At 65.4% G+C, this 20,801-nt stretch carries 24 protein-coding genes and 1 pseudogene; 16 read left to right on the top strand and 9 right to left on the bottom strand.

The features are described from left to right. The 4 genes from A9975_RS23110 to A9975_RS23125 form a co-directional block, all read left to right on the top strand. Positions 1-924: hypothetical protein (locus A9975_RS23110; protein ID WP_220810866.1), on the top strand; the 924-nt coding region annotated here is incomplete at its 5' end. A 7-nt stretch (positions 925-931) separates the two neighbouring features. Next, on the top strand, positions 932-1,927 hold the full coding sequence (locus tag A9975_RS23115) for a hypothetical protein (protein ID WP_183034846.1): 996 nt from the start codon (positions 932-934) through the stop codon (positions 1,925-1,927). A gap of 65 nt (positions 1,928-1,992) precedes the next feature. Then, complete coding sequence (locus tag A9975_RS38580) at positions 1,993-2,142, top strand: type VI secretion system Vgr family protein (protein WP_370565317.1); 150 nt, start codon at positions 1,993-1,995, stop codon at positions 2,140-2,142. Positions 2,143-2,192: 50 nt separating this feature from the next. Then, on the top strand, positions 2,193-2,669 hold the full coding sequence (locus A9975_RS23125) for a hypothetical protein (protein ID WP_183034848.1): 477 nt from the start codon (positions 2,193-2,195) through the stop codon (positions 2,667-2,669). A 62-nt stretch (positions 2,670-2,731) separates the two neighbouring features. Here the strand turns inward: A9975_RS23125 and A9975_RS23130 are convergent. Further along, positions 2,732-3,040 (bottom strand): annotated as a pseudogene (locus A9975_RS23130) (IS30 family transposase); the annotation flags it as partial. 408 nt (positions 3,041-3,448) lie between these two features. On the opposite strand from A9975_RS23130, the gene A9975_RS23135 reads away from it, so the two are divergent. From A9975_RS23135 to thpR, 4 genes are all read left to right on the top strand, one after another. Beyond that, positions 3,449-3,745 (top strand): hypothetical protein, encoded by a 297-nt coding sequence (locus A9975_RS23135; RefSeq protein WP_183034849.1) that lies wholly within the window; start codon positions 3,449-3,451, stop codon positions 3,743-3,745. Positions 3,746-3,874: 129 nt separating this feature from the next. Further along, positions 3,875-5,374, top strand: coding sequence for a DNA-3-methyladenine glycosylase 2 family protein (locus A9975_RS23140; RefSeq protein ID WP_183034870.1), 1,500 nt, complete (start codon positions 3,875-3,877; stop codon positions 5,372-5,374). Continuing rightward, positions 5,371-5,904, top strand: a complete 534-nt coding sequence (locus A9975_RS23145; protein ID WP_183034850.1) for a methylated-DNA--[protein]-cysteine S-methyltransferase — start codon at positions 5,371-5,373, stop codon at positions 5,902-5,904. The genes A9975_RS23140 and A9975_RS23145 overlap by 4 nt, the downstream gene beginning before the upstream one ends. A gap of 63 nt (positions 5,905-5,967) precedes the next feature. After that, positions 5,968-6,537: an RNA 2',3'-cyclic phosphodiesterase gene (gene thpR, locus A9975_RS23150; RefSeq protein ID WP_183034851.1), complete on the top strand. Its 570-nt coding sequence runs from the start codon at positions 5,968-5,970 to the stop codon at positions 6,535-6,537. Between the two features lie 21 nt (positions 6,538-6,558). Here thpR and A9975_RS23155 read toward each other — a convergent pair whose 3' ends face one another. Beyond that, a complete protein-coding gene (locus tag A9975_RS23155) occupies positions 6,559-7,197 on the bottom strand; it encodes a LysE family translocator (protein WP_183034852.1) in 639 nt (212 codons plus the stop codon). 124 nt (positions 7,198-7,321) lie between these two features. Here A9975_RS23155 and A9975_RS23160 point away from each other — a divergent pair, with 124 nt between their 5' ends. Together A9975_RS23160 and A9975_RS23165 are read left to right on the top strand one after the other, a co-directional pair. Then, entirely contained in the window at positions 7,322-8,260 is a 939-nt protein-coding gene (locus tag A9975_RS23160; RefSeq protein WP_183034853.1) for a LysR substrate-binding domain-containing protein, read from the top strand. A gap of 225 nt (positions 8,261-8,485) precedes the next feature. Then, complete coding sequence (locus tag A9975_RS23165; protein WP_183034854.1) at positions 8,486-9,235, top strand: flagellar brake protein; 750 nt, start codon at positions 8,486-8,488, stop codon at positions 9,233-9,235. Positions 9,236-9,258: 23 nt separating this feature from the next. Here the strand turns inward: A9975_RS23165 and A9975_RS23170 are convergent, their stop codons facing one another. Together A9975_RS23170 and A9975_RS23175 are read right to left on the bottom strand one after the other, a co-directional pair. Further along, entirely contained in the window at positions 9,259-10,356 is a 1,098-nt protein-coding gene (locus tag A9975_RS23170; protein WP_183034855.1) for a diguanylate cyclase, read from the bottom strand. Positions 10,357-10,412: 56 nt separating this feature from the next. Continuing rightward, positions 10,413-11,261, bottom strand: a complete 849-nt coding sequence (locus tag A9975_RS23175; protein WP_183034856.1) for an IclR family transcriptional regulator C-terminal domain-containing protein — start codon at positions 11,259-11,261, stop codon at positions 10,413-10,415. Between the two features lie 421 nt (positions 11,262-11,682). Between A9975_RS23175 and A9975_RS23180 the strand changes: the two genes are divergently transcribed. Beyond that, positions 11,683-12,204: a hypothetical protein gene (locus tag A9975_RS23180; RefSeq protein ID WP_183034857.1), complete on the top strand. Its 522-nt coding sequence runs from the start codon at positions 11,683-11,685 to the stop codon at positions 12,202-12,204. A 16-nt stretch (positions 12,205-12,220) separates the two neighbouring features. Here the strand turns inward: A9975_RS23180 and A9975_RS23185 are convergent, their stop codons facing one another. Next, the gene (locus A9975_RS23185; RefSeq protein WP_183034871.1) at positions 12,221-13,003 is read right to left on the bottom strand and encodes an IclR family transcriptional regulator; all 783 of its coding nucleotides are present in this window, start codon (positions 13,001-13,003) and stop codon (positions 12,221-12,223) included. A 214-nt stretch (positions 13,004-13,217) separates the two neighbouring features. Between A9975_RS23185 and A9975_RS23190 the strand changes: the two genes are divergently transcribed. Together A9975_RS23190 and A9975_RS23195 are read left to right on the top strand one after the other, a co-directional pair. After that, positions 13,218-14,588 (top strand): MFS transporter, encoded by a 1,371-nt coding sequence (locus A9975_RS23190; protein WP_183034858.1) that lies wholly within the window; start codon positions 13,218-13,220, stop codon positions 14,586-14,588. Between the two features lie 57 nt (positions 14,589-14,645). After that, complete coding sequence (locus A9975_RS23195) at positions 14,646-15,086, top strand: type II 3-dehydroquinate dehydratase (RefSeq protein ID WP_183034859.1); 441 nt, start codon at positions 14,646-14,648, stop codon at positions 15,084-15,086. 24 nt (positions 15,087-15,110) lie between these two features. Here A9975_RS23195 and A9975_RS23200 read toward each other — a convergent pair whose 3' ends face one another. Beyond that, positions 15,111-15,662: a cupin domain-containing protein gene (locus A9975_RS23200; protein WP_183034860.1), complete on the bottom strand. Its 552-nt coding sequence runs from the start codon at positions 15,660-15,662 to the stop codon at positions 15,111-15,113. Between the two features lie 106 nt (positions 15,663-15,768). Continuing rightward, complete coding sequence (locus tag A9975_RS23205) at positions 15,769-16,689, bottom strand: LysR substrate-binding domain-containing protein (protein ID WP_183034861.1); 921 nt, start codon at positions 16,687-16,689, stop codon at positions 15,769-15,771. 95 nt (positions 16,690-16,784) lie between these two features. Between A9975_RS23205 and A9975_RS23210 the strand changes: the two genes are divergently transcribed. The 3 genes from A9975_RS23210 to A9975_RS23220 all read left to right on the top strand — a co-directional run bounded on the left by A9975_RS23210 (position 16,785) and on the right by A9975_RS23220 (position 19,317). Continuing rightward, positions 16,785-17,504, top strand: a complete 720-nt coding sequence (locus A9975_RS23210; RefSeq protein ID WP_220810867.1) for an FMN-dependent NADH-azoreductase — start codon at positions 16,785-16,787, stop codon at positions 17,502-17,504. Positions 17,505-17,678: 174 nt separating this feature from the next. Beyond that, positions 17,679-18,092 (top strand): copper resistance protein CopQ, encoded by a 414-nt coding sequence (locus A9975_RS23215; RefSeq protein WP_183034862.1) that lies wholly within the window; start codon positions 17,679-17,681, stop codon positions 18,090-18,092. A gap of 235 nt (positions 18,093-18,327) precedes the next feature. Further along, positions 18,328-19,317: a VTT domain-containing protein gene (locus tag A9975_RS23220; protein WP_183034863.1), complete on the top strand. Its 990-nt coding sequence runs from the start codon at positions 18,328-18,330 to the stop codon at positions 19,315-19,317. Between the two features lie 12 nt (positions 19,318-19,329). Here A9975_RS23220 and A9975_RS23225 read toward each other — a convergent pair whose 3' ends face one another. Together A9975_RS23225 and A9975_RS23230 are read right to left on the bottom strand one after the other, a co-directional pair. Then, positions 19,330-20,028, bottom strand: coding sequence for a hypothetical protein (locus tag A9975_RS23225; RefSeq protein WP_183034864.1), 699 nt, complete (start codon positions 20,026-20,028; stop codon positions 19,330-19,332). Positions 20,029-20,148: 120 nt separating this feature from the next. Continuing rightward, positions 20,149-20,361, bottom strand: a complete 213-nt coding sequence (locus A9975_RS23230) for a hypothetical protein (RefSeq protein ID WP_255503391.1) — start codon at positions 20,359-20,361, stop codon at positions 20,149-20,151. Positions 20,362-20,801 lie beyond the last annotated feature (440 nt).

The raw sequence follows: 20,801 nt of genomic DNA on the forward strand, positions 1-20,801 counted from the left end.
TTCCTTTGCTGCACAACCCAGGCACTTGCACAAGAGAGTTCTCCGATGCCGCAGGCGGTGCGGGAGGCCACGGTCATGGCTGAGCGCTACAACGACCAGCAGCGGCAGATTGTGCGCGAGATTCTGCTAAGCGCAATGCGCGTCCTCCGAGACGATGTGCCACTGGAGAAAGTCAAATCGGTGTTCGGGGAAAACTGGGCTATTTTCCCGTTGCCCGGAAATTCCTTCGCCAAGGAGTATCGCTTCGAACATCATCAGTTTCCAAACGTTGCGATGCGTCTATATGTGGGGGACGATCCCGGCGACTTCCGCGAGGATCGCAGCAAGGTGGCCCAGGTGCCGACCTATTTTCAGATTCATTTCACGCCGACCCTGGACAAACTTGCGCGAGAGGAACTGGAGACGCTGCTGCCGCTGAAGGTCGGCAGCTACCGGTTTCCGGATGGCGAGGTCGTGCCCTACAACCGCTTCCCCGCCGATCCGTTGACACCGTTTGCAGATCCATACAGCTACCAGGCACTGCCGGTGCACGACAGCAAGTTCCCCGTGAATGTCGAGCTTGACTACATTCGGCCGGGTGCGCAGCCGCCGGAGCAAGGTGGCCTGACCGCCCCGGTGCTGGCGGAAGTGCGCATCAGCCGTGACTACCCGATCCTCACCCGGGAAGAGCGCAAGCAGCGGGCGCGCGAGATGCCGGTGTCGTTGCGCCAGCGCTATGGCCCGCTGCCGATGAGCGGGGACATGTGCCACGAATCAGGCAAATACGTGCCGGTATTTCCGGACGGGCGGCACTACGTGCACCACTTCACGGGCGGCAGTGTGTTCGAGCTTGCCGCCGGCAAAGTATTTCCGCAAGCGCCGGTCTGGAACGAGAAGACTCGGCAGAATGAGGGAGAGGAAGTTTGGTGGTGCCGCGTGAGATGAGAGAGAAATGGCAGACCAATCGATTATAAGAAACTTCCTGACCAGGAGTTGGGCTACCGCTTGCGCCCCTGGGAAGACGATGCGTTTGCTTGCGACTTCGTGGTTGATCAGCAGTGGTTTGGCCGTGCTTTGCCTGAGCCCGACCGCTGCAATCAGTTCTACGACCTCAAGGACGGAGAAAGACCCGATGCCAGGCTGTAACTATAACTCGTCGCCATGGTGCGGCAAGCCGCTTGTCCATGAGCCGAATCTAGAAAACGTGAAGACGTTGACGCCCGAGCAGGCCGCCTTGTACTTGACGATTGCGGAAACGGCCATGCGGTTGTTGCGGGATGATGTGCCATTTGAGGAAGTCAAGGATATCTTCGGAAAGCAGAGGTTTTACGATGATTATGATAATACTTACACATATGCTCGCCCAGATCTTAATGGAGTTTCCTATAAAATCGGTTTTGTAAAATCGAAGGATGGACTATCGGAATCAGTAGATAGCGTGACCATCAGGGGCGGATATAAGCTTGGTATCAGCAAGCAGGATCTTGAGAAAAGACTTGGTTTGCAGCGCGCCTCCAACTACGTCACCTTCAATATCGACCCTGCGACGTTTATCGATTTCCACTATCATGCCGGCATTGATCTTGTCTCTTGCTTTCCGGTCAGTGTGTATCTCTCCTTCTTTAAGGATCAGGAATATTCGAATATCGATCCGCGGGCGGATAGCGAGGCAAAGTACCTGGGCACCGTCACAATGCTCCGGGCGTACATGACGCCGGAGGAGAAAATGCAGCGTGCGCAGCGGGTACCGCAATGTCGCAGCCGGCAACCTGCGCCACGATCCGGCTTGTGGCTGCCCAAGATTCCTCACGATGTGCCGGGCGCGGATTACTTCCTGAGCAAAGACCAGCGCGCCCAGCGGGTTCAGAAGGGCCAGCCGATGCTGAGTGTCGGCATTTCTCCGCCGTCAGAGGAAGCACGGGTACTGTGGACCTGGGTAGGTGAGTGAGAGGCGCGTGCTGGCGCTGCTTCCTTCCTCGCTGGAACCCGCCACTCCTACATGGTTGGCGTTAACTGTTCGGCGAGCGGCACAACACCTTCGTGCAGGACGACACGCCTGGCGAGATCCAGACGCAGATCGGCAGCGACCACCAGGCCTCGATGCTCAGAAGTGACAGACCTTCTCTTACATGTGGGCAGAAATGGCAGACCAATCGATTATAAGAAACTTCCTGGCCAGGGGTTGGGCTACCGCTTGCGCCCCTGGGAAGACGATGCGTTTGCTTGCGATTTCGTGGTTAGTCAGCAGTGGTTTGGCCGTGCTTTGCCTGAGCCCGATCGCTGCAATCAGTTCTACGATCTCAAGGACGGAGAAAGACCCGATGCCAGGCTGTAACTATAACTCGTCGCCATGGTGCGGCAAGCCGCTTATCCATGAGCCGAAAAACGTGAAGACGTTGACGCCCGAGCAGGCCGCCTTGTACTTGACGATTGCGGAAACGGCCATGCGATTGTTGCGGGATGACGTGCCATTTGAAGAAATCAAAGATATCTTCGGAAAGCAAATATTTTACGGAAAGTACTACAACGAATACACATATTCTCGCCAAGATCTTAATGGAGTTTCCTACAAAATTGGTTTTTTAAAATCGAAGGATGGAATATCGGAATCAGTGGATAGCGTGACCATCAGGGGCGGATATAAGCTTGGCGGCCTCAAATCTGAAGTGCAACACCTTGCCATTCAGTAAGGTGTGATGAATGACAAGAACGAAATATCAAGCGGTTTCAAGTCCCAGGTGCAACACCCGCGTCAGTGAATTGAAGTTGGGGGATGAGAAACTTGTCTGAGCATACGAGCGAACACCTCCAGTGGGGAGTGAAACGCGTGCGTAGCGCGAGGTCGCTTGTTCAAGCTGTCGGCAATTGCGTCGAGTTCCTCTTGTGTGTGCACGGACAAGTCGGTGCCCTTGGGCAGGTACTGGCGCAGCAGCCCGTTGGTGTTCTCACAAGTGCCGCGCTGCCAGGGGCAGTGCGGATCGCAGAAGTACACCTTGGCACCAGGGTTGGCGCTGCGCTCACTGTGACGCGTCATTTCCTTTCCCTAGTCGTACGTCAGGCTGCTGGCACAGCGGCGCGCAGATCGAAGGCAAGACCGTCAGCCGGAGTGCGTCCCGGGATGTGAGCCTGGACCGTGCCAGCATGGACAGCTGCAATCCCAGAATCTATGTGGGCCTTGGCATCTGCGGCGGGCAGGATCGATCTAATACTTGTGGCCGTTGGCTAGCGCAGCGGGTGTGACTTTTTGTTGCAGCTGGGTTCGGGTGCATGGCCCCACGCTATACTCCGCTCGTTGCTGCAACCACAGCGGCCGGGTTTGACAGCCCGACGACAAAAAACGCTGTCAAACACGCTCGCAAAGGAGGCACTCCCATGCCCCAGTCTTCATTCGCCCATTCCGGGCAAATCGCATCCCCCAAGCTCCCCGTCATCCAGCAGCGCCTGCCCGCCTCCCACCGGAGGGCGCTCGATGTATAACTACCCGCGCTACAACATCACCGCCCAACGCACAGGCCGCGATACCTTCCTGACCGCGCATGCTCCATCCGAAAGCCCGCTAAGCCTCGCTGCCGAGAAGACCGCGCAGCTCAATGCGTTGTTGTCGGTTGCCGTCGAGAACGCGGCGGGCGGCACCTTCTGTAACCTTGGTGAAGAGACCCAGGCCCATCTGCTTTCGCTGGTGGCCGTGCTTGCGCACGAGACGCTGGTGTTGAGCGAACTGGCCGCCGCGATGGATGAGCCGAAGGGCGAGAGTGGCGATGGATGATGCCAGCGCGCTGCTGTGCTGCCGCTGTGCCGGTGGTCTTCGTGTCGCAGTGGCAGGTCAATACACGCCGCCGAGGCAAATGTCCGAATCCAGCTAGTTTCGCACGTGCAACGGAGTAGCATGCTGGCTATGAAACTCGATCCGGATACCTGCTACAAGGCCGTGGCTTCGCACGACCGCCGCTTCGACGGGCGCTTCTTTGTGGGCGTGTCGTCCACCGGCGTCTACTGCCGGCCGATCTGCGCGGTGCGCACGCCCAAGCGCGAGAACTGCACCTTCTACGACAGTGCCGCCGCGGCCGAGAAGCAGGGTTTCCGGCCCTGCCTGCGCTGCCGGCCCGAGCTGGCGCCGGGACACGGGCTGGCCGACCTGTCGGGGCGCCTGGCGCAGGCCGCGGCCACGCTGATTGACGAGGGCTTCATGGTGGATGCCGGCGTGGCCGGGCTGGCCGCGCGCATCGGCATTACCGAGCGCCACCTGCGCCGGCTGTTCGATGCGCAGTTCGGCGTCTCGGTGCTGGAGTATGCGCAGACGCAGAGGTTGCTGCTGGCCAAGCGTTTGCTGACCGATACGGGGCTGACCGTGACCGACGTGGCGCACGCTGCTGGCTTTGGCAGCGTGCGGCGCTTCAACGATGTGCTCAAGACGCGCTACGGGCTGACGCCCATGGCCATGCGTAAGCGCGCCGCCGACAACGTGGCCGACGAGCTGGTGTTCGAGCTGGGCTACCGCCCGCCGATGGCGTGGGCGGCGTTCCTGCAATTCCTGGGCGTGCGCGCGGTGGATGGCATCGAGCAGCTTGGCGATGGCAGCTACGCGCGCACGCTGGCGATCGACAGCGGCGGCCGCACGCATGTGGGCTGGCTGCGGCTGGAGCATGTCGCGCGCCGCCATGTGATCAAGGTGACGTTGTCCGGTTCGCTGGCGCATGTGATTCCGCAGGCGCTGGGCCGCGTGCGGCGCTTGTGCGATCTGGGTTGCCGGCCCGATGTGGTGGATCAGCATCTGGGCCCGCTGGCTGCCGAAGCGCCCGGGATGCGCTTGCCGGGCGCGGTGGATGGCTTCGAGATCGCCGTGCGCGCGGTGGTGGGCCAGGTGATCTCGGTGAAGCACGCGCGCACGCTGCTGGCGCGGCTGGCCGAGCGCTACGGTTTGCCGCTGGCGCAGCCCACGCCGGTGCTGCGCGTGACGTTTCCCGGCGCGGCTGCGCTGGCTGGCGTGCCGCCCGAGGCCTTGCGTGAGATCGGCATCCCGTTGGGCAAGGGCCGGGCCATCCATGCTATCGCTGCCCGCGTGGCGGCGGGCGAGCTCAAGCTGGAGCCCAATGCCGCGCCGGAAGACACCATGGCGCGCCTGCGCGAGGTGGAAGGCGTGGGCGACTGGACCGCGCAATACGTGGCCATGCGCGCGCTCGGCTGGCCGGATGCTTTTCCGGGCACCGACTATGTCTTGCGCAAGGTGCTCGGCATCGCTACCGTGCGAGGCATGAACCAGCACGTCGCGCAGTGGGCGCCGTGGCGCGCCTACGCCGCCATCCATCTTTGGCGGCGCTACGAGGACCACAAGTTGGACAAGTTGGACAGGTCGGACAAGTCGGTAAGAGACGACAAGACAAGGGACACACCATGATTGCATACCGCATCGTCGCCAGCCCGTTGGGCGAAGTGCTGCTGCGCGTCGACGGCGCGCGCTTGAGCGGGCTGTTCTTCTCCGGACAGAAGTACTACCCGGCGGCGGCCACGCCGGATACCAACGTGCCCGCCGCCGCGAAGCCCATCTTCGAGCAGGCCGCCGATGAGCTGGCCGATTACTTCGCCGAGCGCCTGCAGGCCTTCACGGTCCCTATGGTGCTGGGCGGCAGCCCGTTCCAGCACGCGGTCTGGCAGGCTCTGCGCGAGATCCCGTTCGGCGAGACCACGTCATATGGCGAACTGGGCGCCGGGCTGGGCCTCGCCCCCACCCATGCGCGCGCGATTGGCGGGGCGGTGGGGCGCAACCCTTTGTCGGTGATCGTGCCTTGCCATCGCGTGCTGGGCGCCAGTGGCGACCTCACCGGTTATGCCGGTGGCACCGAGCGCAAGCGCGCGCTGCTTCGGCTCGAAGGCACGGCCGCGGCCATGGCACTGCCCATCCTGCGTCAGTCGGCGTTGGCATTTTGAGCAAGCGGCATCGCGCCGCTGCGCTTGACCACCCGCGCCAGGCCGTCACGGGAGGTGAGACCGATGGCACGTTTGTTCGTGGCGATTGAGGTTCCGCCAGCGCTGGCGGCCGCGTTGCTGGCTCGCGTGCCGCGCGTGGCGGGCATCCGGGCGGCGGCGCCGCACCAGATCCATCTCACGCTGCATTTCCTCGGCGAGCAGGACGACGCCACCGCGGCATGCATCGAGCAGGTGCTTGGGGGCGTCTGCGGCGCGGCCTTTGCGCTCACGGTGAAAGCGGCCGGCTATTTTCGCGGGCGGCGGGCGAGCGTGCTGTGGGCGGGCGTGGCGCCCAATGCGGCGCTAGACGGCCTGCATGCGCTGATGGCGGTGGCGCTTGCCGGATGCGAGGGCACAACGCTACCGGATGCGGGCTTGCAGCAGCGTGCGGGCTTCCATCCCCACATCACGCTGGCGCGCTGCGGGCCTGCCGTGGCGGATACCGCGCTGCAGGCATGGCGCGACGCGCAGGCCATGCTGGTGTGCGAGCCGTTTCCCGTGGAGCGCTTCATCCTGTATCAAAGCCATCTGCGCGCGGGCGGCGCGCAGCATGTATGCCGGCGTGCGTATGGGCTGGATCCGGCGGCGGGCTGATGCCGCCGGCAGCGGCTAGCGTCATGCCAGGTTGCCCAGGCCAAGCGCTACCCCCAGCGCCAGCAACACCGAACCAATCGCCCGATCCAGCCAGCGCTGGCGCCGCAGCATGGCGGCGCGCAACGCGGGCGTGGAAAAGCAGCACGCAATCAGGCCAAACCAGGCCAGGTGCGCCAGCGACATGAACAGGCCATAGCCGAACTGCACGGCCAGCGGCGTTTGCGCATTCACCACCTGCGTGTAGGTGCTGACTACGAACAACGTGGTCTTGGGATTGAGCGCATTGGTGAGAAAGCCCATCTTGAGCGCGCCAAGCGCTGTCAGCGCTGGCGTGCCCGCATCCGCACCGAGCGGCGGCGCATTCGGGTCCGGCGCGCGCTTGCGCAAGGTCTGGATGCCGATCCAGATCAGGTAGGCGGCGCCGAGCAGCCTCACCACCGTCAACAGGTTGTGTGCGTGCTCCATCAACAACGCCACGCCAAACATCGTGTAGAACACGTGCACCTGTACGCCAAGGGCGATGCCGAGCGCGCACAGCAGCCCGGCCTTGCGGCCATGCACGAAGCTGTTGCGCATCACCATGGCGAAGTCGGGGCCCGGGCTGATCACGGCCAGCACGGTGATGGTGGCGACGGCCAGCAGTTCGGTGAGAGGGTGCATTTTGTATGAGGATCCTTGACCGGATAGCAATCGGGTACCAGGCATTTTCTGTCTTGATATGTGGCGCCACAACCGATTTATACTTGTGCAAATCCGTGAGAAAAACTGACACATCAAGGCGAGCATGCACTGGCTGGGCGGGATCCGTTTCTTCGAGGCCGCGGCGCGGCACCAGAGCTTCATGCGGGCTGCGGACGAACTGCACCTGACCCACGGCGCGGTTAGCCGCCAGATTCGCCAGTTGGAGCAGGCGCTTGGCGTGGCGCTGTTCGAGCGCCGCAACCGGGCCGTGTTCCTGACCGAGGCCGGGCACACCTTGTATGCCGCCGCCACGCAGTCGCTGGAAGTGCTGGGCGCGGCCGCGCAGCGCATCCGCGCGCATGGGCAGCCCAGGGCGCTGGTGTTGTCGTGCGAGCCCACCATCGCCATGCGCTGGCTGATTCCCCGCCTGCCGCGCTTTGCCCAGGCGCATCCGGAGGTGACGCTGCACCTGATGGCCGCCGGCGGTCCGGTGGACTTCGCGCGCAGCGGCGTGGACCTGGCGCTGCGCCGAAACGATTTTCATGTGGGGCCGGAGCTGCATGCGCATGAGGTTGCCGAGGAATGGGTGGGCGTGGTCTGCCGCGTCGGGGCCAGCGCCGGGGCGTTGTCCCACCGCTTGCATACGCGCTCGCGCCCGGATGCCTGGCAGCGCTGGGCCAAGGCCGCCGGCGGCGCGCAGCGCTTTGGCGCGGATGCCTGGTACGAGCATTTCTACCTGACCATCCAGGCCGCCGCGGCCGGGCTTGGCTGCGCGATCGCGTCGCGCCTGATGGTGGCCGACGAACTCGCCGACGGCCGCATCGCCGCGCCGCGGGGCTTCGTGCGCGACGGATCTTGCTATCAGTTGCTCTCGCCAGTGGCGTTCGAGCACGATGCGCGGCTTCGCGCGGTAAGGGACTGGCTATGCCAGGAGGCGCAAGCCTCGCTCGGCGCGGACCCGGGCCAGGTGGCCGCATCGCCACATCCAGCACGCGGGGCCAAGGGCGCGGCAAAACGTGCCGGGCGCAAAGACGGCAAGTGAGGCGCAAACCCGCCCCGGCGGGCTACCCCACGGAAGTCTGGCTCAAGTTTTGCCACACTTCGCCGTTGTTCAAACAAGAGCTTGCGCAGCAGCAGGCGTCGCGCTTAACATGCGGCGCTAGCCGCTCGCCCCCGCCTGCATCCGGGTACGCGGGCAGCCCGAATTCCCCCGTCGCAAGCCAGTCTGGCGCGACGCATGCCTCTCTCAGACGTTTGCGTGATTTTCATGAGTCTCCAAGATTCCCCGGAGCAATCCGAGCTTGACGCCAGCGCGTTGCCAGACGACCGCTATCGCCTTACCCATTCCTCGCAGATCGGCACCGTGCTGCGCGACCTCGCCTGGCAGAAGTGCATCCTGAACGTGCGCGCGCGTACCGCCCACGAGATGGTCACGTCCGTGCTGCATGTGGATCCGGCCAGCCGCACCTTTGTTTTCGACTGGTGCTCCACCGAGCCCGAGCGGCAGGCGCTGCTGGCTTCCAACGAGAATGCCTTCTCGGCATCGCTGCGCGGGGTGCCCGTGAACTTCATGATCGGCACGCCCGAGATCACCCAGTACAAGGGTGGCCCGGCATTTTCCGCGCCGTTCCCGGAGAAGCTCTATCACTTCCAGCGCCGCCGTCATTTCCGCGCACGCACGCTGGTCACCAAGGGCTACGTCTGCACCATCAAGATGAGCGACGGCACCGTGCTCAAGCTCGATATTGCCGATCTCTCGCTCTCGGGTGTCGGGTTGCGCTCCAAGACCGTGGACGCCACGCAGCTGCCGGTGGGCACCACCATCTCCGGCGTGCATCTGGATTTTGGTGCGCTGGGCAAGCTGGACCTGAGCCTGCAAGTGGTGGGCCACTGGCTGGCCGGGCGCGATGACAGCGCCATCCACCATTTCGGCTGTGCGTTTTCCAACCTTGACGGCCGCATGGAGAATTTCCTGCAGCGCCTGGTGTTTGCACTGGAGCTTGCCAGCCGCGGCTAAGCGCATCTGGCCGCTGCTTGCGCTCAACCGGCGCTGACGCGGATCCGGTTACGGCCGGCCCGCTTGGCTTCGTAAAGCGCGCGGTCCGTGTGCGCCAGCCATTCGTGGTGGCCCGCCATGCCGGCATCGAAGGCGGCCACGCCAAGGCTGGCGGTGTGGCCGCGCAGCGCGGCAATGCCCGCCCCGGAAGGCGCGCCCGGTTGCAGCGAGCGCGACAGACGCTCGGCCAACTCCACCGCCTGCGTCAGGCTCGCGCCACTGAGCAGCACGCCAAACTCCTCGCCGCCGTATCGGCCCACCAGGCATTGCCGCGCTTCACCGCGGCCAGCCGGGCCGTGCTGCGCGGCGTGCCGTACCACCAGCGCGGCAAAGGCCTTGAGCGCTTCGTCGCCGGCCAGGTGGCCGTGGGTGTCGTTGAGCTGCTTGAAATGGTCGATGTCGAGCAGCACCAGGCTGGCGGTGCCGCGCCGCCCGGTCTTGCAGGCCTGGAACTCCGCGGCCAGCATGGCCTCCCAATAGCCCCGGTTGAGCACGCCGGTGAGGCCGTCCAGGCGGCTGTTGGCCTCGATCTCCTTGCCGTGCGCGGCCAGGCGGCGGGAGATGCTGTAGGTGGTGCGCCCCAGCGCCAGCGGGTAGAGCACCAGCATCGGCAGGCTGGCGACGATGGTGGTGAGATTGGCCTCCGGATGCCAGGCCGCGCCGAAGGCCACGATACCCGCCAGTGTCCCCGCCAGGTGCCACCCCAGGCCATGCAGCAGCAGGCGCGTGCCGCCCGCCGCCACATTGTTCATGCTCATCATCGACAGGATCAGCACGCTCGGCAGCAGGTTGAATTTCATGGCGGCGGCCCAGATGCCACCGAGCACGGCATCGATCATCATGTTGTGGATTTCCGCCCGGAACGGCACCTCGCTGCGCCTTGAGCGCCAGGCAGCGACGTGCGGCCAGACAAAGCCGTGCAGGAAGACCAGTGCCAGCAGCCAGTGCGGCGCGCCCGCTTCCAGCATGGCCGCCGCCACCGCAAAGAACCCGATCGCCAGCCCGATGGCGCGCATGGCGTAGACCCGCCGGACAAAGCGCATGCCCTTGCCTGCCAGCGGGTTAAGGGTGCTTTGCGCCATGAGTCTGCGGTTCCTTGTCGGTTTTGGTTTCAGGCGGCTTAGGTGGCTCAGGCGGCTCAGGCGGCGATCAGCTTGCCGATCGCCACTGCCGCTTCGCGCATCGGCGGCAGCAGGCGCGAGATCATCTCCGCTTCCGATACCTGCGCCGCGCGCACGCTGACGCTGATGCCCGCCATGACGCTGCCCGAGATGCCGCGCACCGGCACCGCGATGGCGCGCAGGCCGGGCTCCAGCTCTTCGTCGATCAGCACATAGTCCAGTTCGCGCGCATGCGCAAAGCTGGCCTCCAGCTCGCGCCGCGAGATCTTGGTCTGCAGCGTGCGCGGGCGCAGGTCGACGTGATCGAAGAAGTCTTCCAGCGCCGGCTCGGCCAGGTGGGCCAGCAGCATGCGGCCGATTGACGTGCAGTACGCCGGCAGCCGGCTGCCCATGCCGAGCGAATAAGTGAGCACCCGCTGTACCTCCGAGCGCACCAGGTAAAGGATGTCGGTGTCATCCAGGATGGCCAGCGCCGAGGTCTGCTGGATGCGCGTGCTCAGCGCGTCGAGGATCGGCTGGGCCAGCGACACCAGCGACGTCGACGAGAAGTAGGCATGGCCCAGGTGCAGCACGCGCGGGCGCAGCGCGAACTGGCCGCCTTGCTGGCTGACGTAGCCAAGCTGCTCCAGCGTGTACAGGCAGCGCCGTACCGATGCGCGCGAGAGCTGGGTGCGCTGCGCCACCTGGGAAATGGTTAGCGGGCGCTTACGCTCGGAGAAGGCTTCGAGCACGCTCAAGCCGCGCGCTAGCGACAGCATGAAATTCGGGTCGCCGGCAAAACTGTTGAGAAGGTCGGCCTGGGGGCGGGCGACGCGGACAGTGGCGGCCGTTGCCTGGCCAGGGCTGCTGGGATTGGGGGCGTCCATGTGGGCGAGTGCGCGCGGGTTGTTCGATAATCGCGCATCTTAAACCGGCTGGGCGCCTCGGGCCAGCGCTTTTGTTGGAGCCGATCCCCGTTTTGGTGCGGGGATCGGGCAGGCCGCTAAAAAAAATCGCCGTCTCAAGGGCACGGCGACAGGAAGGGTGTGTCATCAAGACGGGGGTCCCGGCGACAAGTCCAGCATAGGACGCGGCGGTTAGACATTAAATACAACTTCCGAGGGGATTCATGTCTCGCTATGTCTCAGCCGCCGGGCGCGCGCGGCGCCTGGCGCCCCTAGCCGAGGCGAGGCGGGTAAAATCGCGCCCTTGATGCCGCCGCCGTCCCGGTCCGCCCCCCGCGAAGCATTGCGTGGCGCCCCGGCCAGCGCCCGCAGCCCACCGCGCAGCCCCGAATTGAAGCCAGCCATGACCCATCAGCCCGAACTCTCCCCCGAAGCCGACGACCAGGACGGCGCCGGGGACAACGCAGAAAAGATCCAGGAGCCGCGCCTGTGGCGCGCCGACGGCTGGACCGCCCGCGTGATCAAGAACGAGGACGACGACGGCTGGGCCGTTGCCATGATCAAGGACGGCGAGCCCGAGCCCGCGCTGGTTGGCCCCTGGACCATGGGCCGCGACAAGAAGAACCCCAAGCCGCTGGACACCAACGCCTTCTCGACGCTGGTCAAGACCGCCTCCGAGGTGTTGCGCCGGCACGAGCAGCAACTGCACGCCATGCTGCACAAGAGCGTGATCGTCGACACGGATACGGCGCGCATCAGCGTGACGCTCGACATCGTGCCCGATGAAGACAACCCTTACGCGGTGCTGCGCGCCACCGACGAGCTCGGCGACGAACTGGCCCAGGTGCGCGTGTCGCCGGGCTTCAAGCTGAGCAAGGCCAGCGCCGCGGACTGGATCGAGAACGAGTACCGCAAGCCGCGCTGAGCGGCCAGCAAAACGCTCACACAGCGCGGTTGAACAGCGCCGAGGCCGAGCTTGCCAGCGCCAGTTCCGCGGCGGCGGCAAGCAGCGCCGGGCCCAGCGCTTTCATGCGCTGCTCAGTCAGCCGGCTCAGCGGGCCCGCAATGCTGATCACGCCGATTGCCGGATAGCCCCCACGGCGCTGCACAGGGGCCGCCATCGCCGTCATGGCTGGCGCAAAGACTTCATTGATCGTGGCATAGCCGCGCTCGCGCGCCCGGTGGATGAAGCCCAGCAGGGCCTTGATGGTGGTGGGCGCATTGGGGCCGTACTGATTCGGTTGCCCGAACCCTTGTCGCGACACCAGCTCCAGGGCGCGTTCGTCCGTCATGGTCTGCATCCAGGCGTGTCCCGTCGCGCTGCACGAAAGCACCGTATCCATGCCCATGTCGGGGTCATAGCGCAGTCCCCGCAGCGCGCCCTGCGCCTTGGCCACCCAGGTCAGGCGGTCCCCGTCGACAATGGCCAGGCGCACCAGCTCGCCCGACGTATCCGCCAGCCGGTCCAGCCTGGCCTGCGCGATGTCCACGATGCCGGACGTTGCCAGAAAGCCCAGCCCCATTCCCACCAGCTTGGTTGTCAGGATGTAGTCGCCGTGGTCCCGCAACTGGCGTACATAGCCCGCATTCTTGAGGTCGACCAGCAGGCGGTGGCACGCGCTGCGCGGGATGTCGAGATCATCGGCGATGGCGGCGAGCGGCACGGCCTCGACCTGGGTGCAAAGGTATTCGAGGATGCCTAGTGTGCGTAGTACGCCTGACATGGCGAACTCCCTGCTGACGTCAATATAGTTCATGACTATTCAATACGAATTTCAATACGTCAAGATTGGAATGGTATTCACGAACCCTTGCTAGCATGCTTTCACCGATCCAACCGGCACGAAGGCAAAAGCGTGAGAGCGTTGGACGGCTTCAATGGACATCGGAAGGGCGGCGACGCCTACCCTTCCCAGGAAGAGAATGCCAGGAGACAAAATGACTGCAGAGACACTACGCCCGGCCAATGCAGCGATGCGCACGCGCGCCGTGGCGGCCGCCACCATCGGCACCGCACTGGAGTGGTTCGACTTTACGCTTTACGGGGCATTGGCGGCCACCATCCTGCCCAAGCTGTTTTTCCCGGCCATGGAGCCAACATCCGCGCTGCTGGCATCGTTGGCCACCTTCGGCGTTGGGCTGGCGGCACGGCCCCTCGGTGCCATCATCTGCGGCCACCTTGGCGACAAGCTCGGGCGCCGCAACCTGCTGCTGGGCACGGTCACGATCATGGGGCTGTCCTCCGTGCTGATGGGCTTGCTTCCCACTTACTCGCAGATCGGCGTCTGGGCGCCGGTGCTGCTGGTGTTGTTGCGCATCCTGCAGGGCTTCGCGCTCGGGGGCGAGTCGACCGGCGCGCAACTCATGGCCATCGAGCACGCCAGCCCGGACCGGCGCGGCAAGTACTCCGGCCTGCTGGGGCTTTGCTCTCCGCTGAGCCAGATACTTGCCAATGGCGTGCTGTTGCTGCTTGCCTCCACCATGTCAGCGGAATCGTTCGACGCCTACGGATGGCGGGTGCCTTTCCTGCTGAGCTTCATCCTGGTGATCGTTGGCGTGTATATCCGCCTGAAGGTCAGTGAAACGCCGGCATTCGTCGAGCTGCGCAAGAGCCAGGTGGCGGAGGTGGGCAACCCGCTGCGCGATGCATTGCGCCTGCACGGCAAAACGGTGCTGCGCTGGATGCTGTTCTTTTGCGGCCCGGCGGCGATCTTCTACCTTATCGTGGTGTTCTCGCTGAGCTACATCACCAAGACGCTTGCAGTGCCGAAGCAGACCGGCTTCCTGCTGCTGATGGGCGCCAATGTCTGTGCCATCGTCGGCGCGCTGGCGGGTGGCATGCTCAGCGACAAGATCGGCCGCAAGAAGGCGCTGGCCATTGGTTCCGTCGCAACGCTGCTGATCCTGTTCGTCTACTTCCAGATCCTCGACACCAAGAGCTTCCTGCCGATGCTCGCCATCATGGGCCTGTTCCTGGGCTTCACCCAGTTCCAGAGCGGCATCCAGCCGGTCGCCTTCGCCGAAGCGTTTCCGACCAATGTCCGCTATTCGGGATCGGCACTTGCGTACACCGGCGCAAACCTGATTGCCGGCGGGCCGATGCCGGTGGTCGCGGTGTGGCTGCTGCAGGTCTGCAACGGCTCGCCGTGGGGCGTGGTCGCCGTTTGCGTCGTGTTCAACCTGATCTCGCTGGCCATGATCCTGACAGCGCCCGAGACGCGTGGCATCGACATGAACCGTTCCGATGCACCCGGCGTCATCGCCGAGGGCGCTGGGTTCATGCCGATCGGCACGCGCAAATCTCACTAACCCTGAAAATCCCACTCACTCATTCAGCGCGCGGCGCATTGCCGCGCGCCACAAATCATGACCGAACTCGTCTATGTCCTGAACGGCTCCAACCTCAACATGCTGGGCAAGCGCGAGCCGCATCTGTATGGCACGACCACGCTTGCCGAGGTCCAGCAGCGGGTGGCGGTGCTGGCCGATGAACTGCGGATCGCGTGCGATTTTCGGCAGACCAACAGCGAAGCCACGATGGTGGACTGGCTGCAGGAAGCGTTCGAGAAGAACGCCGGCGTGATCATCAATCCGGCCGGCTTTTCCTTCGCCTCCATCCCCGTGCTGGACGCCGTCAAGCTGATCCAGCGTCCGGTGATCGAGCTGCACATCACCAATATCCATGCGCGCGAGGAGACCCATCGCCATTCGCTGATCTCGCGCGCGGCCACCGGCGTGATCTGCGGGCTTGGCGTTGCCGGCTACACGCTGGCGCTGCGCGCCATGGCCGACGCCCTGCGCAGCTAGTACTACGCCAAGCGTTTTAGCGCCTCAGCGTTGTCGCGCAGGGGCGAGCCGCGCGATCAGCGCGGCATGGCGCGGGTGCGATGCCAGCAGGCGCTCGGCGTCGGCCAGCTCGAACTCGCTGAATTCAAAGCCCGGCGCCACGGTGCAGCCCACCAGCGAGAAGCCATCCGGATCGCTGCGCTCGGCGGCGAACCAGCAGCCAGCCCTGACCACGGCCTGGAACACCGCGTTGTCATCGGCGAGCGCGTTGCCCAGCCGGTGCGTGGTGAGGCTGCCGTCTTGCTCCAGCACATGCACGTTGAGCGGGCAGCCCGCGTAGAAGTGCCACACCTCGTCGGAGCGGATGCGGTGCCAGGCGGAGTAAGCGCTGTCGCACAGCAGGTAGTAGATCGCGGTGGAGGCGGCATGTGTGGCGGGATTGCCGGCGCTTTCACGTGACACACGCACGGCATCGCGATGGGTCTCGCGGTAGTAGCCGCCCTCCGGATGCGGCTGCAGGCCGAAGCGCTGGATCAACTGGTCTTTGTCTTGGTCATGGTCTGGGTCTTGGTGTTGCGAGTCAGGTTGGGCAGGCATGCGCGGCGCTCCGGGATCGGTAGCCGCCATCATGCGCGCTCGCCGGCGCGGTAAGCAAGCAGCGACCGCGCGACAATGACTCCGCAGGCTCAGCGACTCGACAGGCTCAGCGCAACGCGTTATTCGCCTGCGGGCCGATCCATGCGCGCACGGCGCGCACCGCGTCGTCGTCGCGCCGGTGTGCCGGGTAGACGAGGTAATAGCCGTCGCCCTCGATGGCCGGGCCGCAGGGCTGCACCAGCGCGCCGCTGCGCAATTCTTCCGCCACCAGTGTCAGGCTCAGCAAGGCCACGCCCTGGCCGCCAAGCGCGGCGAGGATGGCGTGGGTCTCGTCGGAGAAAACGGGGCCGCTGGCCGCGTCCAGCCGGTCCAGCCCGGCCTCCTGCTGCCACAGGGCCCAGGTTATGGGGCGGCGGGCGTGGCTGCGCCATTGGTGGTGCAGCAAGGTCTGGCGGCGCAGCCCTGCGGCGCTCCTCACGCCTAGCAGCGGGCTGCAGACCGGGGCAAAGCGCTCACGCCATAGCAGCTCGGCGTCCAGCCCGCGCCATTTGCCGCTGCCGTAGCGAATGGCGGCGTCGGCGTGGCCCGCATGCAGGTCCACGGCATCCAGCGAGGCATGCACATGCAGGTCGAACTCCGGCGCCACCGCCCGCAGCCTCGGTGCGCGCGGCAGCAGCCAGCGTGCGGCGAAGGCCGGCGTGGCCGATACCGTGAGCGTCTTGCGCGATGGCGGCGCACGCAGCCTGCCCACGGCCCGCTCCAGCGCATCAAAGCCCTCCCGCGTGCCCGGGTACAGTGCGGCGCCATGCACGCTCAGCACCAGCCGGCGCGGCAGGCGCTCGAACAGTGTCACGCCAAGCACCTGCTCCAGCAGCCGCAGCTGATGGCTCACTGCCGTCGGCGTGACCGATAGCTCTTGTGCGGCGTGCTTGACGCTCAGGTGCCGCGCGGTGGCTTCGAAAGCGCGCAGCGCGGCGAGCGGCGGCAAGCGACGGGGCGTGGTTTCAGATGAGAAATTTTCAGCCATGAGGCAGAGAAAGGATCGGTTGTGAGCGGACTATGGCGAGTCTACATTGCCATCACCCTCAACCGCATGTGCTGACCCATGAGAACGGCTCAGGCATGACCAACCGTAACGAGACCAACATGGCTCACCTCCTGCATATCGACGCCAGCGCCCGCCCGGGACGCTCCGGCACCGACGCCCACGGCTCGCACACGCGCCGTCTCTCGCACCGCTTCGTCAGCCTCTGGCAAGCGGCGCGTCCCGCGGACACGGTGACTTATCGCGACGTGGGCCAGCAACCGCCCGCGCCTGTCAACGCTGACTGGATTCGCAGCGCCTTCACGCCGCCCGCGCGGCGCGAGCGGTGGATGGATGCGGTGCTGGCCGAAAGCGATCGCCTGGTCGCGGAAATCGAGCACGCCGACCTGCTGGTGATCGGCGTGCCCATGTACAACTTTGGCGTGCCTGCGCAACTCAAGGCATATATCGACAATATCGTGCGCGTGGGCAAGACCTTCGGCTTTGATCGAGAGCGCGCGGGCGAGCCTTACTGGCCGATGCTGGGCGGACGCGGCAAGCAACTGGTGCTGCTGACCGCGCGCGGCGACTACGGCTACGGTGATCGCCTGGCCCGGCTCGACCATGTCATCCCGGCGCTGCGTGCAGCGTTCGGCTACATTGGCATCGATGACGCGTTGGAGGTCGCTATCGAGTATGACGAGTTCGGTGGCGAGCGGCTGGCTACCTCGATTGCACAGGCCGAGGTGCAGGTGGATGCCGTAGTCGCCACGGCAATGCGGCGAATGACCTGCGAGGCCGCAGCCATGCAGCCCTGAGCCCGGTGTGGTCTTTGCGCGTGGCTTGCACGCAACCGGTGTCCTTGTGCATCCACGCCGCGCTTCGCAGCGTATCTGGTTTAACCGCGCGATTCACGTGTGGCCGGAACGGCGCAAGGCGCTGTTCCCCTGCAAGCCAGCCGCGATCCGCCGATCGCCCAGAAGGAGATTGCCATGACCCGCCATTTCTTCAAGTTGTTGATGACTTCGGCCGCACTTGCCGGCATTGCCGCCACGGCGGTTCCGGCGCAAGCCGCTGGCCCCAAGGACAGTGCCGTGTCCGGGGACCGCTACGGCTACGTCTTCCATGCGTCGCGTTTCGATGTCTATAGCGATGGCGCGCGCCTGGACCCGGCCGCCGCGCCGGCGGCGGGCGCGGACGCCAGCCGCCGGAGCAAGCCGGATCCGTTCTCGGACGGTGCGCAAAAGCTGGCTGGCATGGATCGCAGCGGCGTTTCCGCTGACCCGGCGCGCACGGTCGATCCGTTCCAGGACGGTGCGCAAAAGCTCGCCGGCATGGATCGCAGCGGCCCTTCCGCGGATCCCGCGCGTCAGTTCGATACCTATCAGGACGGCGCGCATGCCTGACTATCGGTGCAATAGTCGGTGCAATAACCGAGGCAATAACCGAGGCGATAGCCGGCGCGCTGGCCCGCGGCCTCGCAGGCGCCTCGTTCAGGGTTTTTGAAGTTCGCATGCAAGTCAATGCGCTGCACCGCGCCACCTTGGTGGCACACTACTGCCTATGCCCGCCGGCGCGAGCATCCTCGCACGCGCCGGTTACCTTGACGGGGCTAGAACGGCCAGTGTGCGGGAGATCGGTGTGGGTGAATTGCAGTCCTTGCTGGAGAGCCACGGCGTGATGCTCGTGTTTCTCAATGTGCTGGCCGAGCAGGCCGGGCTGCCGGTGCCGGCCGTTCCCATGCTGTTCGTTGCCGGCGCGCTCGGCATGCGCGAGGGCGGCCCGGCGCTGGGTGCCGTGCTGGCGGCCGTTATCCTGGCCTGCCTGATTGCCGATACGGCCTGGTACTTCGCCGGCAAGCGGCTTGGGCAACCCATGCTGCGCACCATCTGCCGCGTTTCCATCTCGCCCGACAGCTGCATCCGCCAGACCCAGTCGCTGTACCTGCGCGTGGGTCCGCGCTCGCTGGTGTTCGCCAAGCTGCTGCCGGGCGCCGGCGCGTTGTCCACCGCCATGGCCGGCATGACCTCCACGCCGTTCGCGGTGTTCCTGTTCTACGACGCCATCGGGGCGCTGGTGTGGGCCGGCGGCGCGCTGCTGGTTGGCGTGGTGTTCACCGATTTCGTCGAAGTCATCCTGAACGCCTTCAGCACCTATGGCCCAGTGGCCGTCATGGTGGTGTTGGGCGCCTTCGCCGCTTTCGTTGCGTGGAAGTTCTGGCGGCGCGTGCGCCTGTTGCGCCGCACCCGGCGTGTGCCCCGCATGTCGGTGGGGGAGCTGGAAGCGCGCCGGCTGGGCGATCGCTTCCCGCTGGTGCTTGACGTGCGCAGCGACGCGGTGGAGCGGATCCCTGGCGCGATGATCATCGACCTGAATGCGCCGCTGGAATTGCTCTCCGAGCATCCGACCAGCATCGACATCGTGGTCTACTGCGCCTGCCCGCATGAGGTATCGGCAGCGGTGCTGGCAGAACGCCTGAAGGCGGCCGGCTACGCCAATACCTGGGCGCTGGCCGGCGGCTTCGACGAATGGAAGCGCCTGCATGGCGAGGCATCGCAGGCCGCTGCCACCGAGGGCGATGCCGCAGCGGCGCTTGCGCCACACACGGGTGGGCCCGGCGTGCTGCGCTAGCGCCGCGCGCAGTCAGCAGCCGACCCAGTAGGCGTAGCCCACCAGCCGGTCGCCGAGGAAGTACAGGCGGTACTGGTCGCCGTCGCCGTCCAGCGTGTAGAGGGTGGTGTAGGCGAGCTGCTCAAGCGGGTCGCCCTCGTCGCGGTCGGATGGGCTGCGTACCTTGCCTGGCGCCTCCGCCAGCTTCCAGCGCGGGTTCTTGCGCAGGGCCGTATTGAGCTGGGTCAGCGTGGAGGCCGCGGTAACTTCCTGGTTTTCCAGCTTGAGCGTCAGCCCGGCCGGGATGCCATGCAGCGCGCGGATCACGGCGTCGCCGCTGCGGCCCACTTCGATCAGCGCATCGGGGTAGTGGTAGTCCATCAGGTGCTCTTCGTCGAGCGCCGCACCGCATTCGTCCTGGTTGGGCGTGATGTCCTGCGGCTTGCCCCACGCCACCTGCACGTCCGCCATGCTGGTCAGCCCGCGCAGGGCGACCAGCGGGCGGGCCAGCGGCGCGGGCGCAAAGCTGGGCCCGTCGTCCGGCTGGGCAGCGTCGTCGGCGCGCGCCGCCTGCGCATCCGATGCGGCTGCGGCGGATGGGGATGTGGCGGCGGTGGCCGGAGCCGGTTCATTGCGTTCGCAGCCAGGCAGCGCGGCTAGCGCGGCGCAGGCGGCGAGGGTGGACAGGCAGCGGGACAGCGCGGGGCTGTCGGTGTCGTTCAGGCGGAGCATGTTGCAAGAATAGCCGCTAAGGCGGCGACTGCGTCAGGAGCGCAACCATACACCGAAGCGCGCCCGCTGAAAATGCCCGCGTGTGGCTTGCCGCACGCCCGGGCACCGCTGTGCCGGGTTTCAGTGCGCGGCGCCGGCGCGCTGGAAACCTGTCATGTCGGGATAGAAGTCGGTGGTGTTTGTGGTGGGTTGGGGCGGGGTGTTGTTGATGGTGACGACGTCTACCGTTATGCCGGCGGCGGTGTAGGCACCGAACAGTTCGCGGACAACTGCGCCGTTGGCGTTGGGGCTGTCCAGGGCTTCGTGGATGACCAGGGTTTGTTGCAGGGTCATGGGGTTCTTCTTGAATGGGTTGAGGTCAACTTCAAAGGCCTAAGGTCAAAGACTTAGAGTCAAAGGCCGTTTCACCACCCCTGCGGGGCGGCGACCTACTTTCTTGTCTTGCCAAGAAAGTAGGCAAAGAAGGCGCGCCGGATGGGGCGACACCCCCTCGGGCTTCGGCGAAAAGAGCGGCCGGGACCCAAACTCGCATCGCCTTAGGGCGATACTCAGACATGGGTCCCTCTTTTCCGCTCTTTTCGCCGAATCCCGAGGCGCCCCATACGGCCTTGGCACACCTTCACGGCTACACCAGTTGGTTGATCTTGCCGCTGGTTGGCTCCCCTCTCCCGCTTGCGGGAGAGGGGGTGGGGGAGAGGGCGGGCGCTCGTTGCGCCTGCGTGCTGGAACAAACCACGGGCTTCGCTTCGCGCGTGGCCTGCCCCAGTTCCAGC

This window comes from Cupriavidus sp. UME77, assembly GCF_014170355.1.
Classification (GTDB): domain Bacteria; phylum Pseudomonadota; class Gammaproteobacteria; order Burkholderiales; family Burkholderiaceae; genus Cupriavidus; species Cupriavidus basilensis.